Source organism: Bacillus sp. AFS098217, assembly GCF_002551815.1.
Classification (GTDB): domain Bacteria; phylum Bacillota; class Bacilli; order Bacillales; family Bacillaceae_G; genus Bacillus_A.
Genome location: NZ_NVPR01000020.1, coordinates 1 through 19,575, shown reverse-complemented (window position 1 = coordinate 19,575; position 19,575 = coordinate 1). Strand labels below are relative to the sequence as shown.

General features: G+C 32.5%; 10 protein-coding genes and 8 pseudogenes. 12 read left to right on the top strand and 6 right to left on the bottom strand.

The window, feature by feature from the left end; genetic code table 11:
- Window positions 1-229 precede the first annotated feature (229 nt).
- Window positions 230-535, top strand: coding sequence for a hypothetical protein (locus tag COO03_RS05305; protein ID WP_097895731.1), 306 nt, complete (start codon window positions 230-232; stop codon window positions 533-535).
- A 194-nt stretch (window positions 536-729) separates the two neighbouring features.
- Here COO03_RS05305 and COO03_RS05300 read toward each other — a convergent pair whose 3' ends face one another.
- On the bottom strand, window positions 730-1,440 hold the full coding sequence (locus COO03_RS05300; protein WP_097895729.1) for a hypothetical protein: 711 nt from the start codon (window positions 1,438-1,440) through the stop codon (window positions 730-732).
- Between the two features lie 367 nt (window positions 1,441-1,807).
- A pseudogene (locus COO03_RS05295) lies at window positions 1,808-2,273 on the bottom strand (Tn3 family transposase); the annotation flags it as partial.
- A 588-nt stretch (window positions 2,274-2,861) separates the two neighbouring features.
- On the opposite strand from COO03_RS05295, the pseudogene COO03_RS05290 reads away from it, so the two are divergent.
- The 3 genes and pseudogenes from COO03_RS05290 (at window position 2,862) to COO03_RS05280 (ending at window position 6,716) form a co-directional block, all read left to right on the top strand.
- Window positions 2,862-3,920 (top strand): annotated as a pseudogene (locus COO03_RS05290) (sensor histidine kinase).
- A 569-nt stretch (window positions 3,921-4,489) separates the two neighbouring features.
- Window positions 4,490-5,407 carry a CPBP family intramembrane glutamic endopeptidase gene (locus tag COO03_RS05285; RefSeq protein WP_097895726.1) on the top strand — a complete coding sequence of 306 codons (918 nt, stop codon included), beginning with the start codon at window positions 4,490-4,492 and terminating at the stop codon, window positions 5,405-5,407.
- 832 nt (window positions 5,408-6,239) lie between these two features.
- Window positions 6,240-6,716, top strand: coding sequence for a hypothetical protein (locus COO03_RS05280; RefSeq protein ID WP_097895724.1), 477 nt, complete (start codon window positions 6,240-6,242; stop codon window positions 6,714-6,716).
- 887 nt (window positions 6,717-7,603) lie between these two features.
- On the opposite strand, the pseudogene COO03_RS05275 reads toward COO03_RS05280, so the two are convergent.
- Window positions 7,604-8,476, bottom strand: a pseudogene (locus COO03_RS05275) (IS4 family transposase); the annotation flags it as partial.
- Between the two features lie 252 nt (window positions 8,477-8,728).
- Between COO03_RS05275 and galE the strand changes: the two are divergent.
- Entirely contained in the window at window positions 8,729-9,736 is a 1,008-nt protein-coding gene (gene galE, locus COO03_RS05270; protein WP_097895723.1) for a UDP-glucose 4-epimerase GalE, read from the top strand.
- Between the two features lie 569 nt (window positions 9,737-10,305).
- Window positions 10,306-10,551, top strand: a complete 246-nt coding sequence (locus tag COO03_RS05265; RefSeq protein WP_097895721.1) for a DUF3937 family protein — start codon at window positions 10,306-10,308, stop codon at window positions 10,549-10,551.
- A 132-nt stretch (window positions 10,552-10,683) separates the two neighbouring features.
- On the opposite strand, the gene COO03_RS05260 is transcribed toward COO03_RS05265, so the two are convergent.
- Complete coding sequence (locus tag COO03_RS05260) at window positions 10,684-12,114, bottom strand: IS4 family transposase (protein ID WP_141523342.1); 1,431 nt, start codon at window positions 12,112-12,114, stop codon at window positions 10,684-10,686.
- Window positions 12,115-12,407: 293 nt separating this feature from the next.
- Window positions 12,408-12,884: pseudogene (locus COO03_RS05255) on the bottom strand (Tn3 family transposase); the annotation flags it as partial.
- Here COO03_RS05255 and COO03_RS05250 point away from each other — a divergent pair.
- The 4 genes and pseudogenes from COO03_RS05250 to COO03_RS05235 form a co-directional block, all read left to right on the top strand.
- Window positions 12,879-13,472 (top strand): annotated as a pseudogene (locus COO03_RS05250) (recombinase family protein); the annotation flags it as partial. The pseudogenes COO03_RS05255 and COO03_RS05250 sit on opposite strands and share 6 nt — an antisense overlap.
- A 329-nt stretch (window positions 13,473-13,801) precedes the next feature.
- Window positions 13,802-14,857 carry a ribosome small subunit-dependent GTPase A gene (gene rsgA / locus COO03_RS05245; RefSeq protein WP_097895716.1) on the top strand — a complete coding sequence of 352 codons (1,056 nt, stop codon included), beginning with the start codon at window positions 13,802-13,804 and terminating at the stop codon, window positions 14,855-14,857.
- Window positions 14,858-14,886: 29 nt separating this feature from the next.
- A complete protein-coding gene (locus COO03_RS05240; RefSeq protein ID WP_097895714.1) occupies window positions 14,887-15,873 on the top strand; it encodes a phosphotransferase enzyme family protein in 987 nt (328 codons plus the stop codon).
- Window positions 15,874-16,306: 433 nt separating this feature from the next.
- Window positions 16,307-17,227: a CPBP family intramembrane glutamic endopeptidase gene (locus tag COO03_RS05235; RefSeq protein WP_097895712.1), complete on the top strand. Its 921-nt coding sequence runs from the start codon at window positions 16,307-16,309 to the stop codon at window positions 17,225-17,227.
- 28 nt (window positions 17,228-17,255) lie between these two features.
- Here COO03_RS05235 and COO03_RS27445 read toward each other — a convergent pair.
- Window positions 17,256-17,806: pseudogene (locus COO03_RS27445) on the bottom strand (IS3 family transposase); the annotation flags it as partial.
- Between the two features lie 790 nt (window positions 17,807-18,596).
- On the opposite strand from COO03_RS27445, the pseudogene COO03_RS26310 reads away from it, so the two are divergent.
- Together COO03_RS26310 and COO03_RS05215 are read left to right on the top strand one after the other, a co-directional pair.
- Window positions 18,597-18,683, top strand: a pseudogene (locus tag COO03_RS26310) (bacitracin ABC transporter ATP-binding protein); the annotation flags it as partial.
- Between the two features lie 257 nt (window positions 18,684-18,940).
- Window positions 18,941-19,251 (top strand): annotated as a pseudogene (locus COO03_RS05215) (heparan-alpha-glucosaminide N-acetyltransferase domain-containing protein); the annotation flags it as partial.
- Window positions 19,252-19,575 lie beyond the last annotated feature (324 nt).

Below are 19,575 nucleotides of genomic sequence, written 5' to 3'. Positions count from 1 at the left end.
AAAATTTAATTCATGATTAAACAAACGAAATGAATATTACAGAATGATTACATAAAATTGATTCGAAATAGAAAAACAAAAACTAGTAACCATCTGAAATTCAGTATTCTTAGTTACTATTACAGAAATCATAAAAAAATAGTTCTCATTTTCATTACAACAATATAAATACTTCCTCCTTGATGTTAAAATTACTTTATATCAACTTTGAAATACAGGGGGCTACATTATGAGTATTGGTTCAACTCACAATCACGTTACTAGTAAAGAAATAATGGCCATTAACGCATATGTTACAGGAAAGATTATTTCACAATCAAAAGCATCGAATATTTTAAAACGTTTTGATCCCGAAGAGAAACCAGGAAATAACCATAGCGGTATATACTTTATATCCGATCAAGGAGAAAGAGTATTCGAATATTACAAAGGGTTAAATCCTAATTTATTTAATAAACAACGACTAGAGAACTACGAAGAATTAAAACATCGCGCTATAGATTATTGCGCTGAAAATACTAATCTAGTGCTATAACAAAAGAGCGTTCCTAATAGAACGCTCTTTTCTTTTTCATTTTAACTACTCAAATAACAATCAACAATTTCACCGATGACAAATACACTTCGATTTTGGAACGCATTTGTTGCGATCAGTTATCCTTTGTATAACTCAACCTTCATCTACACAACCAAACTTCCATAATAGGGGTCACCATACATGCCCATCTATCAATAATAGACTTGTCCACCATTTAGAAAAATGGTATATCCATTCGGATCTAAATTCTGAAATTGAATTTTATATTGTCCTCCTCTGGATGTAAACTTACTTATTGGAACATTTATTCCTCCTAAGAAACCACCAACTTTTATACTTCCTACTTCTGAACCATCTTGTATTACTCGAACAGCCATTGATGAGAATTTTTTCTTGGCATCAATTACTACACTCTGAGGTTTAGAAAAAAGTTTTCCACTTCCGCCACCAATATATATACTACTGCCAAATTGTGTTGGTTCATAATTATAGACTGTCAAACCAGCCGCTTTTACTTTTTCTAAAGCAGATTTATGAGCGTTAAGAAGATTAGTATCTGATGAACTAATCATGTTACGGTTTTCATCATAAGTAGCAGTAAAAGGTTCCCCATTAGTTTCAGGTTGTTTATAAATATCAGGAGCTAATATTTCTTGCTGAAGCTGTTCAATTTCTTCTTCAGAATAGGATTTAATTAGATTTCCTTTTTTATCATAAGCTTCTATAAACGGCTTCATATTATTAAGCTTTTCTTGGTATTCTTTATCGTAAATTACTTCTTCTGTAGGCTTTGATGTTGTAGTAGGTTGCGTTTCAGCAAATACGGGACTACCTGTTGTAGGGATTAAAATTGATGTAGATAATGCAAATAAAGCGACTTTGGATAAATACCTTTTTTTCATAAAACCACCCTCCATTGTTTATAATTTTTAATATGATAATAGAGATACATATATTAGTTATGTAATAAGCTAATCCAGTATCTCCTATAATTAGAATACAACATACATTGTTTTTTTTAAAAACATAACTTAACAGAATATTCTACATTTTATAATATCAGGTAATTATCTTGATTTGGGTCACCGTATAAAGGGGTCCAGTCAACCAAATGACATAAAACCCACGTTAAGCAAAATCGGACAAATAAAATGATAGTTTTTACAAGTTGGGGTCCCGCCAACCAAATGACATAAAACCCACGCTAATACATTTTTTGGAAAACGAAAAGCCGATTTTCCCACGTTAAGGAATTTCGGCTTTGGTATTTTACTTCCGGAGTGGTCTTAATGATTCTAAAGTAGTTGATTGTTTGAATTTAAATTTATACTCCCCAAGGAAGTTAATATGTTCCCATCCTAGCGGTGAAATGTGATGTAACAATTCTTCTTGCATGAAACCCTTCTTTTTCTTATATTCTATCGCCTTGGTTAAATATACCGTATTCCATATACTGATGGCATTAATAATATTTAATGAACTTGCCCTTTGGAGCTGATCCTGTAGCGCACGTTCACGTAGCTCTCCACGCTTACTAAAAAAAAATAGATCTGGCCAGAGAATTCATAGCTTCACCTTTATTTAATCCTCGATGAATTTTCCGTCTTAATGTTTCACTTGAGATGTAGTCTAAGATGAAAATTGTTTTTTCAATTCTTCCCATTTCGCGAAGTGCTGTAGCCAAACTGTTTTGTCGAGCGTAAGAATGTAATTTGAACCATAAGTTTGCCGAAACGGCAAGGTTATGGTTCTTTTTATTTGCGGCAAAGTTATCGTTCCTAATTTTACAAGGAAGAATTGTGAGGTATGTTATATTTTTTAGGTATTTTTTTGTTAATTGTATAGGGGGATAAAGTTGTTCAATTCAAAGAGTTCTCACCGATTTAATGGTCATCGTATCATGGATGAAACTTTTATATCTATTAGTTCTTCAGATTATAAACTTTTCCCTATTTCATCATATCTACACAATCATTCATCCACCCAGCCTTGTTGAGAAGTGAGTTTCGCAATTTCAATTAAGCCTTTTGATCTTTAGTGATATTCTTGAAAGAATTTTGTTATATTTTTGCAAGAATGTTGAAAGGTATTTAAGCTAAGATGTGTTTACTGATATTAGTTTCATTTTACAACAAAGGATATTTAAGGTGCCTTGTATTACAAAAAACATTTAAAATATGTATTTTTACGTTCTCAAATTCTTCAACAAATTTGGGAGCTTGGATACGAGGAGAGGAAGACAGTAGCTGTGTTAATGAATCATCTATATGAAGAGTTAGAGAAGCACAGATTATTGGTTTAAGACAACTGGGGGGAATACAATATGAAATTACGAAATCAATTGTTATTGATGAATCTATTAAGCACCGGCATTATGCTGATTGCTATCTGGTATAGCGAAATGAAAATGTTACTTAGGCCGGAACAAACACAGTTATTTATAGGAATTGTAACCGTAGCAATGGCGTTTTCAACGATAATTTACTGGTTATTAACACGTTCTATTACGGAATCTATTCAAAATTTAATTGCATTAACAAAACAATTTAGCGATAGACAATTTGGAGCGATGTATAGAATTGGACGAGGACCACAAGAGTTTAAAGAATTAGCGGCAGCTTTTCAACAAATGGCTAAAAAATTAAAAGAAGGGTTTACGAAGTTAGAAGAAGGAGAAAAAGCACGTACAGAGCTCATTGCGAATATTTCACATGACTTACGAACACCTATGGCTAGCATACAATTGATGATTGAAGCATTACAAGATGATGTGATTGCAAATCCCGAAATGAAAACGTAGTACTTAACGACAATCCATAAAGAAATACAACGATTAAGTGGATTAATTAATGATTTATTTGATCTTTCTAAGTTAGAACTTGGACAAGAAGATTTTTATCCAAGTTTCACACATATGGATCGTATTCTATTAGAAGTACTAGATTCACATTCTATTTTATTAGAAGAAAAACAGATCCATTTGCAATTACAAGTTTCTGATACATTGCCTAAGCTCTGGATTATGCCTTGTAAGATAGCACGGGTTATCAGTAATTTGTTACATAATGCAATTCGATATTCTCCAGTGTCTGGAACGATTGAGTTAATTGTAGAGGAAAATAAGCAGAAGCATCACGTTCAATTCATTGTACGTGATGAAGGAGAAGGCATTGCTTATAGTGATCAATTGCGCATATTTGAACGCTTTTTTAGAACAGATCCATCAAGAACCTCACAATCTGGGGGATCTGGACTTGGATTAGCCATTGCACAATCATTAATTGAAATGCACAAAGGCGAAATTGGTGTACGAGATCGTTCAGACGCTAAACAGGGGAGTGAATTTTGGTTTACTCTTCCCGTTACATCAGCAAAGAAATAAGATGATTGCAAGACTTTTGTAACATTTATGAAAGGGAAATGAAAGATATTTAAAATACAATGAACTTCCCGGCACCTATTTTAGATAAGTCGGTAGTAAAAGGTATAAGCAAAGAGTGAAGAACAACATGATGTGAAAAGACAAAAAGAAGTTACGGCGATTTCTCGGTGCTTATTCTTTTACAGTATTACGTTTAAGTAATGTAATCTAAACTTTACTAAGGAAGGAAAACAAAAATGAAAAAAACATTTAAAACAAGTGTTTTTTTTATAGAAATAAGGAGATTCTTTAAGATTAATTACAGTAAAAATGCCTAACATATTAGTCATATCTAACATGTTGAATTCCTTTACGAGGGCATGCTACATGTCGGTCAACTTAGGAGTTGAAACAAACAGAGCTTTCGTCCATTCGAGATACGTTTAAAAATGGGCTATCTTACAAAACTGTCATGTTTATGTAAGATTATTAGATGGTTCATTTACTGTTTCGATATGATAATAGGGGCATATAAAGTAATAACAATTACCTAAAATTTAGTTCCAGATAATATATAGGAGGATTCATGTATGGAAAGCTTATGGATGTTTAAAAATAAAGTAGGCAAAAATAATAATAAATTTATAGATAAAATACCTAATTGGATATATTTTCTGTTGTGCGGTGTTGGTATAATGGTTCTCTTTTATGGAACGCAAGCAACAGTGAGCATTTTGCTCCAACCTATTCAAAATCTAATTCCAGAAACTAGTTCTGCATATCGTTTTGTAGGGGTCATGCGTACTTTTATTGGAATATGGCTACTGTTGTTAGTGTATGTTTACATATTTAAGAATCCGATTTCGAGTATAGGATTTACAAGAGATCGGTCATATAGAGTTATGGCAAATATATTTAGTGGTGTAGCAATTGGTCTATTTATCAATTTTGTAGGTATTTATATTTACGCTCTTATGTTTAATGTTCAAATTGGATTTACAGAGCAAATCTCTAATTTTAATGTTTATCCATATGTTTTATTATGTTTTGTTACTTACCTTATTCAAGGTGGCGCAGAGGAGCTTGTTTTTAGAGGTTTTTTAACGAAATGGCTCGTGAAAAAATACAATCTTTTATTTGTCTTTCTTTTCACTTCTATTCTATTTTCTCTTATGCATTCCTTAGGTGGATTTAAACCAATATTTTTGACGTATGCTCTTTGTTTGGGATTTTTATTATTCTTAGTTGCTGTTGATAGTAATTCTATATATAAAAGCATGGTAGTTCATGGAGTTTATAACGCGTCCGAGACGCTGTTTAAATTTAACGATGATAGTATGGGGAAAGAGCATTTATTCTATGCAAATGCTAACATGGAGGCTTATCAGGATAAGGCCTATCTTATCATCTCAGCAATAGCACTTGTTTTCTGTGTATATTATTTGATAAAACTGCATAAAAAGAATCCAAAATGGTATTTCATGAGAAATGTTGATATAAGTAACTAGAATCTATTTTTAAAGTTAAAACTACATTTCTATTCTCTTATATTAGGGTACAGCCAACGTACTAACATAAAACCCACGCTAAGGAAAAGAAAGCTTGATATAATAGAATTTCTTGCGCAACAAAAAGGATTATGATTAATAATGTGACAAATTATTTTTGATACACTATTTTGTTACAACTAAATTGGCTAAATAAAAGCTAACGCTTCTTGAAACTAACATTGTAACAAAAACGTTCATTTTAGTTACAATTCTTAGCGTACAAAAATCAAAGTTTTTACTTCCGAAAAATGTCTTAGCGTGGGTTTTATGTCATTTGGTTGACGGGACTCCTTAGTATAGTGAGTTTTAAAAATATGGCTATATCCCTTAACAAAATTAAGCTTCTCTCTTAGGGAGGCGTTAAATTTTGGTTTTTATGGTTTTTATTTTTTAAAAATATAGTTTGAATTACAATTGTTAGAAAAGTAGACTATATTAGCGAGAGTGTATGAAAGAAAAGCATTAAAAAGATGGGTTTGTTGACCAAGATACATGTAATTTCAGTTCACAGCCTGTATTATATATATATTTCTAACATGAGGTTTTGATATGGAAAAAAGGTATTGCACTTATAATGTTACGGATTATTTTTTGATAGAGTATTTTGTTACATCTAGTTCATCAGTTAGGGTATTTCATATTTTTAAATAAAAACGAACGTTTATATTACAAATATATTCAGAAAATAGTTTTTAGTAAATAATGTATCCCTATGACCTTAGTTTTACACGTATCTCAGCTGACTTCTAAGAGTAATTTAAAATTCATTATTTTTCAGGAGATGAGCAATATGTTTATTTATTTATATTATTCGATTTTGTATTTTTTTGCAGTAATATTCGGAATGGATATTATTAATTTTGCAGATTCATTTGTTACTAGGTTTATAGATCCAGATTCAGTAGAAATATTTATTTGTATGTTAATAATATCTAGTATATTGTCAGCCATATTTTCATTCGTTTTACACTTTATCTATACTTGGAGACATGATTCAAATACATTTTTAAAAAGGTTTTATCAGGTACATTTTTTTGCTACATATATTTCTGGGGCGTTTTCTATAGTAAATATAGGAGGGAAAACACTGGAGGAATGGGGAATTAAAGGTACTTCGGTAGATGGGAATGCAAAAGTGTTTTTTCTTATGTTGTTCTTTATTGCAATATCAAATAATGCTTTTTATAAAACTTTTGAAAAAGGGATTGTTGATAAACTTGAATTCACGGTAAATATAATGAAGTTAAAGATAAAAAGAATAAAGTGAAACTTCCATCCCCACTGATAAAAGATAGAGAGATTTGTATCTCTATCTTTTTTATTTGATTTTTTATTCTTGCGTCTATGCAAACGACAAGCGTCGGCAAAATATGTACGATTGTAGTCGATGGATAATTAAAGGATTTGCAAAACACCTATGGGATTTTTTTATTAGGAGGTGTTTACTTTTCTTAAGTTGATGGATGTGGGTCCCGCCAACCAAATGACATAAAACCCACGCTAAGCAAAATTTCTGTAGCCTTTTATATATTCAAAGATTTAAGAGGTTCAGCCGAGATAAGTGAATTAACTATACTAAATAAAACAAAATTGTCCATATAAAAAATAAAGCATAAACTGTCCAAATTGGACAATTTATGCTTTAACTTACACACAAAAATGTGATTTAAAACATAACATTGTAACCATTTAAATCATAAGCTTGTAAATGCATCTATAGCAGCATTTACAAGCTATTTCACTTTCTTTATTTTATTATTTCTCACCATAAACTAAAATAATCTTTAATTTCGTCAATAATACCATTTAGGTTTACTTTCAAAGAAACTCCTTAATTCACTAGGCTTAGTCAGGCTATGAAACACATATAGAAAATAAAATAGACAAAAATACCTGTCCTTCTGTCGAAGACAAGTGTTTTTGTCTATTTTGAAATTATTATTAAATGTATGGTGACCCCATTGCCCTCAACTTAAGAATTGCCCCAAAATAAAAAGTGAAAATTTCTCAATTTTATCGTTTTGAAGTAGTTTATTTTTTGTTAGCAATACCCCTAGATGTTCAGCGAATAGAAGTTCTTTCGCTACCTTGGTTATTTTACGAGTGGAAGGAATAGACTTTACCTTTGGTAGTAAAAATTTCACTGGCGTTAGCCAACTTGTCCTTTAGGGGTGGAAGTGTCAGTTTATTAATCTTTTGATACATTCCAATATAAATCTCAGGAATTTCATATGTTTCACCTGATTGTAATTGGTCAATGAATTGCTCCATATCTAATTGGATGTACTCAGAATGCTTTTTTATTGTTCTATTTTGAAAGTATTCAGGCTCTTTATTCTTCTGATATATACGTGTATTGAGCTTTAATCGTGAAATAAAATAAGCGCCACACTCGCTTATAGTATGTAAATCTTTTAAGTCGAAATATCCTAAATCACGTATACATACATCGTTCGGTTGAAGCGATGTTAAACAAGTAGAAGCATAAGTTTTATCATTGTGCTTTCCTGATCCTACATGAACATGGAGAAACTGACCACTTAGTAAGTCATACTCTAGTTGAATCTTCACGCCAGCATTTTGACCACTACCACCTGAGCCTTGATATGTAAAGGTGAATTTATCTGGAATCTGAAAATGTGTAGAGTCCAATACACGAATACGCCGAAAATAGTTTGTATACAAAGTTGAAATCTTGCTAGAAGAACAAAATTGTTGGTGAAGTAAATGCGCTAAGAGTTGTTGTGAAAACTGAACAGCCTGAGAATTAAAACGTTGATTGAGTCCTTCTGGACTCATAGAAATGCCTGTGTTAGCTTCTAATCGACTACATAGTTGTGTCAATGAAGTATGAGCTATGTTTTGGCTTAACCAAACACACAGAGCCACTAATTCTTGTGCGCTATATTTACTTCTTCGTTGAACAAATCCTACCTTTCTAGCTAATTGATCTAAAGCATCAGGGGACATATATCGGTGCAACTCTTTAGAAAACAATTCTAGTTCATCAAAAGCCGATAAGTTCATGCCAAAAACGCCATCCTTTCCTATGATTCTACAGAAAGAATAGCGTATTTTTGTATTTTAGGGAATTTTGTTTTATTAGCCTGATAGCGATGTGATGAGCCCCCTTTAAACTTAATTCCTGCATGGAACAAATTCCAATAATATGCTATATTATTGGAAGATCATTACAATAATTTCGGAAAAATACATCAAATTATTAATTAATGGTCAAATAAAAAACAGTACATACTATTATAATAGGAGCTTAAAAATATGAATCAGACAATATTAATAACTGGCGGTGCAGGATACATAGGTTCGCATACTACAAAGAAAATGCTAGATTACGGATTTAATGTGATTGTAGTCGATGATTTAAGCACAGGCTTTCGAGAAGCTGTTGACAATAGAGCTGAATTTTACCAATTAGATGTAACGAATAAAACAGAATTTTCTGCTTTATTATCCAAACTACAAGTGGATGCTGTTTTACACTGTGCTGGTAAAATAATTGTAAAAGAAAGTATGGAACAACCATTTGATTATTATAATGCTAACGTTTTGGGTCTTCAAATGGTATTAGAAGCCTTGGTTGAAAATAACATTAAAAATATTATGTTCTCTTCAACAGCTTCTGTTTATGGTGACAATTGTATCCATTCACCTGCAACAGAAAACACACCAACATCACCTGTTAATCCATATGCAGAAACAAAATTAGCAGGAGAAAAATTAATTCATTGGGTAGCTAATAGATACGACATGAAATATGTAATATTCAGGTATTTCAATGTTGCTGGAGCAGAATTGGATGCGTCAAATGGTTTAGCGATGTTAAATCCTACTCACATTATTCCAAATGCAAATAAAACCATTTTAGGACAAAATAACGAATTATTAATTTTCGGAAATGATTATGACACAAAAGATGGAACATGTATTAGAGATTACATTCATGTTTTAGACTTAGCAAATGCACATACCTTGGGTATGCGATATTTATTATCTGGTAATGATTCGAATTTATTCAATTTAGGTACCGAAAAAGGATATTCTGTATTAGAGATTGCACAAAAAGTTGAGAGCGTGACGAAACAAACATTAAACTATCGATTTGTAGAAAGACGTAACGGTGATCCTGCTAATGTTTTAGCAAATTGTATAAAAGCAAAAGAGATATTAGGATGGCAACCTCAGTACTCCTTAGAACAAATAATTAAGTCCGATTATGAATGGCGATTAAAGCATAAATATAGTCCCTTCTTCTCAAAAAACCTATAATGGTGCATTAATTAAAAAGCTTACTGAACTACAATCTTTCAGCAAATCTAAAAAATATATTTTTCAAAGAGTAGGTGTAACATTACCTACTCTTTTTATATCAAGCCATCTAATAAATGAATTGTATTTCCTTCTTTTGTCTTAAAATTTGTCGTATTATGGTAGATAAAGACTACTACAAGCCCCATTGAACTTTTAATTTATTCACAAGTATCATAGCTTCTCACTATCTTTGTTTATATCTAGATGAAACTCTCTTGCCAGTACTCTATAGAATTTCTTAAGCAGCTTCTTTTCCTCTTCTGTATAGTTGCGATACATTGCCATCAACTTAAGAAATTGGTTGTTCTCCAAAACGAAAAAATGAGCTTTTTTGTTACAAGTTAGCACAAAATTTCGTTCTGGGGGTACTATAAAATTTTAGCTTGTTAGCAATGCGGCGGGACCACTAGCCTAAAAAATAACAGGACATTTAAAAATCCTTTCTACTCCGGTCACCTTGACAGAAAATTTAATAATATTTACAATAACTTTATATATCAATATGCAATTATAAAGGAGGGGAAAATATGTTTACAAATAAAAAAGGGATTCGAAGATGTTTAGGTTTATTTATCTTTTTATCTGTAATTCAATTTACTATCGGTTATATAGAGGGATATTATAAATCTTCTACAGGTAATGAGTTATTAATTTCAGGAACATGGAAAACTGTGTTATTAGATGCTCCTGAAGGTATACTTGTTATTTTAGGAGCAATTGCTTTATATCAATTTACGAAGAAATTACCAGAAAAAACAGAATCTATGGGGTAGCACCCCACATCCATCAACTTAAAGTGTATTTTTATATAAAGTTTGGTCTTTCCACGTAGTTTTTTATAATCTTTTATAGATTTTATAAAAGTACGCATACCAAATAAACCCTGACGGGTTTCAATTTTTTTACTATGCTACCTGGTGAGTAGAAGTGGTATACTCATAAACAACACCCAAAATATCAAAGACTGTCTTTTTCTCGTATCGATGAGATTTCCGTCCGTTGTGCTGTAGGAGGTTAAACAGACGAAGGAGAACCTTTGATAGCTCTTGGGTGTTTTTGTGTAATGCTTGATGAAAAAGTAGAAAATAATCCTTAATTATGTACATCGCTTTGTATTCACTTAGCTCTTTCTGTTTCTTACGTAACAGGAGTTCTCGTATCTTAAACATAGTAGAAGAACATAATAAAATACTAATGAGTTGTCCATAAAGGTGACATTCTAATCGCTCTTGTTTAATAGATTTACAACGATGAATTTGAAACCAAGATTTCCATATTTTAAATAACAGTTCAATTTGCCAACGTAGTGAATATAAATCATAGATTTTCTCTTTTGGTACCCATTCCGTAGGAATATTTGTCATATATACCGTAATTCCTTGTAAAAGTTTCGTACGCTCTGTATATATAATCCCTTTTTTCTTTTCGCGAATCGCTCGATCGCGTAGGCGTTTCTGTTTTTGCTCCTCGGTACATCTATAAACCACAATGCGAGTAGGCAGTTTGTCTTTACTCCCTACATATACATCACGTAATTCATACACTTGGCCAGGTTGTAATTGTTTCATGATGTCTTCCAAATGAATTTGTACATATACCGGTCTTAATTGAGCGGGTTTTGTTTTAAATACCACTGTTTTGAATTCTTTTCTATATATTTTAGTTGGTAACTTAAGACGTGATAAATAATATCCTTGCTTATCTTGGATAGACTTAAAGTCTTGTAAACGAAAATATCCTAAGTCACGAATATATAGTTCATTCTTTTGTGTCATGCCTGTTCGAGTGGCACCATACGCCTGATCACTTCGTTTTCCTGGTTCAATTTTCACATCAGAAAATTCGCGACTCAACAAATCGTACTCTAATTGAATTTTCACACCAGCTTTATGACTACATCCTCCAGCACCAGGATAAGCGGTTGCGAAACGATCTGGAACTTGAAAGGTTGTAGAATCAAGAATACGAATCCGCTTAAAATAAGCAGAAAGAGAATGAGTAATCTTAGATACTCCTCCAATTTTAGCTTGTAGAAGTGTAGTAAATACAGTTCGAAAGAAGGCTACAGAAGCCGAGTTAAATCGTCGATTAAGTCCCTCTGGACTTAATAAAACTCCAGTTGAAGTTTCGAGTTGACTACAAAGTTGAGTAAGAGAGGTAGTAGCGACTTGTTGATTTAACCATACACACAAAGATAAGAAATGGTGCCCGTGGCACTTACGTTTTCGTTTCATCCCGCCTACTTCTATAGCTAATTGATTAAGCGTAGCGGGAGACATATATCGATATAACTCTTCAGCAAATAAAGATAATTCTTGTTTTTGGTTCATATTCATAAAAAACACGTCACCCTTTCTCATTAACATAAGAGAATAGTAACGTGCTTTTAACTTCAAAAATAGTCTAAATCCTTAAGTTGATGGATGTGGGGTACCGTCCCATCACAATCAAGCTAAGAAAAGCAAATACACCAAAACGAGAAAATTGAAACTTCCAGGTGAAAATGTACAATTTTTTGTTTTGGGGTGTTATAAAATTCTTAAGTTGATGGGCATGGGATACCGTCAGGAAAATGCGGATTTACAACACTAAGCAAATTTCCAAGACGATTCCCCCATTTTTAACAACGTTAAGAAAGCTTCAATGGTCTTAAAGAATCTAACGAGACCATTTTCTCCGAATTAAAATGGTATTCTCCTAGTAAATTAATATGTTCCCAGCCTAAAGGTGACATATGGTGCAATAATTCTTCATTAAAACTACCTGACCGTTTTTGATATTCAACTGCTTTTGTTAGATGTAAAGTATTCCAGATACTTATAGCGTTGATAATTATGTTTAAGGCACTGGCTCTTTGCAATTGATGCTGTATGGTTCGCTCCCTAAGCTCTCCTTGTTTTCCGAAGAATATAGCTCTTGACAGTCCATTCATGGCTTCTCCTTTATTCAATCCTCTTTGTATTTTTCTTCTTAGAGATTCATCCGAAATGTAATTAAGAATAAAGATCGTTTTTTCTATTCGTCCCATTTCACGTAAGGCTGTAGTTAAGCTGTTTTGTCTTGAATAAGAACGTAATTTCCCCATAATAAGGGATGCTGAGTCAGTTCGACTAGCCAGAATCCTTCAAGGCAATTTCAACAACTGAACGAAATCGGAATGGATATTATTTTTGAAGAAAAAGTCTCTGGAGCAACAAAGGATCGGAAGCAACTTCAAAAAATGTTAGAGGATTTACAAGAAGGTGACATTATTTATGTTACAGACTTAACTCGGATTACTCGTAGTACGCAGGATTTATTTGAATTGATTGATTTAATACGAAGTAAAAAAGCAAGCCTAAAATCTCTCAAGGATACATGGCTAGATTTATCAGAAGATAATCCATATAGCCAATTCTTAATAACAGTAATGGCTGGTGTTAACCAATTAGAGCGAGATCTTATTCGAATGCGACAACGTGAAGGGATTGAGTTGGCTAAGAAAGAAGGAAAGTTTAAAGGTCGGTTAAAGAAGTATCATAAGAATCACGCAGGAATGAATTATGCAGTAAAGCTATATAAAGAAGGAAATATGACTGTAAATCAAATTTGTGAAATTACAAGTGTGTCAAGAGCTGCACTCTATAGAAAGTTTACTTTAGCGGGATTTCCTTCTTTTAAAAAATATTTGCTCTTGGACAGGATAAGCTATTGATTTTTCAATGATTCAAATGTTATAATTTTCTTACAATTACTGAAGGGAGTGAGATTAAGCAATGACTAATTTAATGAAGATAACCTTGGAATTATATTTATTGCATCTCACTCATGCGGATTAAAAAAATAGAGTTTTTGATTTATTTATAAAAAGAGCATGGCGATGGTGAGAATTGGCTTTTTGTAAAGAACGGAATGTGTAGCCACAGGGTTGTTTTATATACCCTGTGGCCTTTTTATTGTCTATTTTCGTATTAAACAAAATGCTCTTATATAAATGTAAATTCCAGTTATTCTTCTCAAAATTTATAACTGGAGGCAAACTTAATGCAACTACATTCACAAGGTTGGAATGCTAATTTTGAGGAACATTTTAAATCCTTTAAACAAAAAGGTCTAAAAGCAGGTAGAGTTACATCCAAAAAAAAGGACAATTATCTGATAACGGTTGAAGGGGAATCAATTATTACAGCTAGAATAACTGGTAAGTTTAGGTATAATGCTCTATTAAATAAAGATTTCCCGGCAGTTGGAGATTGGGTAGTGTATGAGATTAAAGAAAATAATCATGCATTCATTCATGCTATTTTACCAAGAGAAAATGCTTATGTAAGGAAGCTTCCTATCTCTGGAGGGAGAAAATTTAAAAAAGGTGTTATTGAAGGAGGAAAAACAGAAGAACAAGTAATTGCTTCAAACATTAATACAGCATTTATTGTTATTGGCTTAGATAATAATTTTGAAATTCGTCGATTGGAAAGATTTTTGACTTTGGTTTTTAACAGTGGAATTGAACCGGTAATTATTCTAAACAAAGCAGACTTATGTTTTAGTATTGACGATTATATAATCCAAGTAAAAGAAATAGCAGATAAAGTTCCTGTTTTTTCTGTCAGTGCTGAAAAAAATGTAAATATGGATGTTTTCTTAAAATATTTACGATGTGGAGAGACAGTTATATTTCTTGGATCATCCGGAGTTGGGAAATCAACAATAACTAACTACTTGGTTGGTGATGAAAAACAAAAAATACAGGCAATTAGTAAGTCTACGGGTAAAGGAAGACATACAACGACTAATAGTGAACTTATATTCCTTCAAACGGGCGGCATAATTGTAGATACTCCTGGTGTTAAAGAATTGCAACTTTGGGGAGATGAAGAGATTCTTGACCAAAGTTTTGAGGAAATCAAACAATTGAGTTACGATTGCGAATTTAAGAATTGTCAACATCGAGAAGAACCAGGCTGTGCCATTCAAAAAGCCATAAATGATAAAAGGTTGAGTCAAAGCAGAGTTAATAGTTATCAAAAACAGTTAGCTGAATTACAAAGATTAAATACTAGGAGAAGAGATTTCGAGAAAAAATTAAACAAAAAATGAAACAATAAAAAATAAGGAGTTGTCCGTTTATGTTGAAATTAAAATATCTCTTTAACAATGTGGATTTAGCGGAAATGCTATTGGGAAATTGGGAATACGATAAACAATCGCTTGATATGTTTGAGTATTATAGAATATCTTCAAATGCGATTTATCCATTTCAATCCCAAGGCAAGACTCAGCTTTTAAGATTTTCTCCAAGAACAGAGAAATACAAAGAAAATATTTTAGCAGAATTAGATTTTATTTCTTACTTGCGTTCCAAACGGTATGGAGTTTTGGAAGCTGTTGTATCAAGGAATGGGGAGAAACTTTTAGAAATGCAAACCCCATGGGGTGATTATTTTGCCTCTGTTTTTAAACGTGTATCTGGTGTACAGATTAACAAGACTGATTTAAGTAATAAGGTTATTTTCAGTTATGGAAAAGCATTAGGAAAGCTTCATCAGCTATCGAGTGAGTATAAACCTTCTAAAAACAAACGATGGTCATATAGCGACGTATTAAATTGGATTCATAATATTCTAGTTGATTTTCCAGATGAAAAGTCGGCTTTGAAGGAAACTAGGTTATTACAAGATTATTTTTCCTCAATTCCTATGACTAAAAACAATTTTGGACTGATTCATTATGATTTTGAATACGATAATGTATTCTATGATGAAGAGTCTAAATCATGTAACGTTATTGATTTTGACGACTCCATGTATCACTGGTACGTGATGGATATTGAACAATCACTTGAGAGTTTGCAAGATTGTAGTTTGCCTGAAAAGTTTCAGCAGAAAAAACAATGCTTTTTGGACGGATATCGTACTGAATTTGAGATCCCAGATGATATGATGTCATTAATACCAGCTTGTAGACGATTTGCTAATTTGTATGGGTATGTACGTGTATTAAGATCAATAGAAGATAAGTGGAACCATGAGCCGGAATGGTTGGTAGATTTGAGGGCAAATTTAACAGAGGCAATGAAAGATGAATCTTTGTGTTTCGGAAAGGAAATAGAATAATAAGCTCATAACACACATCATCGAAACAAGGATAGGGTTAATTTCCCTTTAATAGTTGTGTTAGCTCTAAAAAGAGGCCAGATTTTCTTATATTTTATAGAGAAATCTGGCTTTAATAATGATTGACCTCTTATCATTGTAAATCCGCATTTTCCTGACGCTACCTCATCGCCATCAAGCTAAAAAATTGTATCCATTATTGAATTCCCTTTGACTGTATTTAATATACTGGAATCTATTTTTCAAACTTAGATGTTGCGTTCCCTGCTAAATAAAATCCCCTAACTTATCCCAAAATGTAGCAAAGTTAGGGGGTTTTATTAGTATCGCGTCTTTCTTACAAATTGCTTAACTTTATGTCACATCAAAAGGCATTTTATGAAAACATAAAGAATTAGTACATATCGAAGTATTTTTCGTTGAAGGGGTGATTATGTTGAAGTATTTAACAAAGTCGAAAAATTCGTCAACAGGTCTGAGGAGGTTTTTAGAATCCCATCCGTTAACTTCATTTTTTTTAATGGCATATTTATTCTCATGGGTTGTATTAATTCCATTTATCTTATCTCAATGGGGTATTTTTCCTAAAACAAAATCGTTTGATATGTTCTTTATTGCCAATGCATTTGTAGGACCTATGTTAGCAGCATATATCATGTTTCGAACTATTGAAGGCAAAGAATCATGGAAAAACATTAGAAAAAGCATCAGACAGACTAAAGTTGGTTTAAAGTGGTACTTGTTTACTCTTATCGTCCTCCCTGCTGTGATGTTTCTGGGGATGGTGATATTAAATGGAGGGATACCCACTTTCCAAGGTCTTACTTCTAAATTTTTTGTGACCTATCCCATCTATTTTGTAGCTGTCTTCTTTGGAGGTGGACCACTCCCTGAGGAAATCGGATGGCGGGGGTTCGCCTTGCCTCGATTACAGTCAAAGTTTGGACCGTTAAAAGCAACATTACTACTGGGTGTTTTGTGGGCTTTTTGGCATCTTCCACATTTCTTAACGGTTGCACAAAAGGGCGGACCAGGTTCTGACCTTTCTCTCCTTTATTTTCATTTGCCGCTTTTTATTTTGCTGTGTTTGCCGGTTTCTATTATTCTCACTTGGATGTATAACTGCCATCGCGGTAACTTATTTATTGTCATGCTGGCTCATACGAGTATAAATACGTTTAGCTTGATACAACCTCATTCGACCAACCCTGTTTTGAAAAATTCGGATTTATTTGTCGGGATAGGATTAGGCATTGTTGCTTTGCTTGTTCTTATTTTCACACGAGGCAATCTTGGATATAAACAAACTTCTCATGAAGTAGGATTCAGTAACAATGAAAATATAAGTAAATAACTTGTTCTAATAGAGGTCACCATTAGTTAGATACTAAACCTTGATCCTTCATAATTCGTCCAATACGGCGACGTGAAATCACATACCCTAACTTTTTTAGTTCTACTTTTATCTTTCGTGTTCCATAGTTTTGACGGCTCTCTCGGAAGATTTCTTTCACGAGTGGTGACAATTCATCTACTGTATCTTGTGCTTGTTTTGCCTCATAATAATACGTCGCTCTTGCTAATTGTAGGACATTGCACATTGCTGATATCGAGTATTTATGTAGGTTATTCTTCACTACTTTTACTTTCGTCCTAGTATCAGCGCCGTTTGCTTTAAAATATCATTTTCCATAAGAAGCTGTTTGTTTTGTTTTCTCAACGCTTCCAATTCTAGTTGTTCAGCGGTCTTATTATCTTTCTCTTTAAACGAGCCAGATGTATGATTTTGATTGATCCACCGATCCAATGATGATGGGGTTAATCCATATTCCTTAATAATGTCTTTCCTTGGTTTACCATTTTGGTACAGTTGAACCATTTGGTGCTTAAATTCCGCTGTAAAGGTTCTTCTTTCCCTTTTATTTTTCGTCATAGTNNTCTAGTTCAGTGTAGCCTATCCAAAGTTTTCAGTGAAAAAAATAGCGCTCTAAGGGAAGTTATGATATTACGGGACAAACAGAAAAATTGTACTTTTTTATATACTTATAGTTCGGATAGTACCAATTCTGGTTCAGCAACTGTCATGCCTCTTGAATGTGAGAAGCAATAATAAGGAGGGATAATATGATAACGTCTTTTTCGATAATGATGATTTCGATATTCATTGCAGCTGGAATTGTATTAACTTATAGGGGGCACCATATCAAAAAAAGAAAATTGTACGTTACGTCACAATTTGGACACAAAATATCCGGTTCCTTGTACGCTAAGGGACCGGATATTTATTTTACTGTTTGATATAACGTACAATTTCTCGCTTATTTAGATACCGTAGAACATTAAAAAAATATCAAATTACAGTATCTGTTGTAGCATTAGAGCTTCCTGTAGTTACTTTTAATGAAATACGATCACCTGTTTGAAATGTCATAGAAATATTATTATTGATATTGGAAGTTAGGATGCCAGTTAGTGTAACGGTAAGAGGTGAATCTACACCATTTTTAGATGCAGATCCAAGTGCGAATGTTGAAAAAGTTATAGGTCTTTCATATCGTCTTTTGAGATACTTTAAAATAACAAACGGCTCGATATGTTACAAGTAACATATCGAGCCGTTTCGTTTATCTTACAAAGATGTAAGGTAAATGTAAGGTTAATCCATAGCAGATTATTTCGAAAAAACGCACAATAGGAAAAGAAAATAGTGTAGGAGGATATATATGAACAAACCAGTTGTAGACGTAAAAAACGTTCAAAAAGTGTACGGTAAAAAGGCGAAAGCCAGTCACATGCTAATATCAGTATCAAAACAGTTATTAAAAAATTGAAAATTAAAAATTAAAGGTGAATATTATGAATAGGATTTCTCAAATTTGATAGAAGAAAGATAATCTGAGGTGAAGAATTTACAATATGAAAAATTTGGATATATCAGGGTTTCCAGTAAAAATCAAAAATAAGAACAGAGAATTTTCTGACAACAAAATAACGCTAGCATCACTCAATGGAATAGTAAAGAGACAAAAATCAATGAAATTTGAATGTAGGAGCATAGAAAACAAACATGAAAACTGAAATTAATAACAATAGGATAGATATATTAGATTATCTAAGAGGATTTGCTTTGATAGGGATTTTGCTAGTGAATGTTCCCTTTTTTCTTTTAAAAGTAGATTCTCCATCGCCAAACTCTGTTGATGCATCATATCAACGTTTTTTATATTTATTTGTAGAAGGAAGATTTTTTACAATGTTCCCTTTTTATTTGGTATAGGATTTTATATCTTTATCACACGTGCAAAAGCAAAAAATGATAATGCATATCGCCTATTTATAAGAAGACCGGTTGTATTATTCGCAATGGGCTGTATTCATTTATCCAATTTTTGTGTAACAAAAAGGTATTTTAATAATAATGTTACGGATTATTTTTGATACAGTATTTTGTTACAGCTCGTTCAACGGTTAGGATATTTCAGATTCTCAAATACAAGAGGAAGAAACAGTACATTCACATAGTTAAGAAGTAGTTAAGTCCCATTTAAACCTTCTTTCCCATAATAAAATTATAAGCGTACAAGAAGGTTGGTATTTTTAGATGAGTACAATAATCAAAACTATTCATGTAATGAAGGTATATGGCAATCAGTTAAACACCTTACTATAAAGGAGGGCTTTGAAAATGTCTTTTTCTCAATT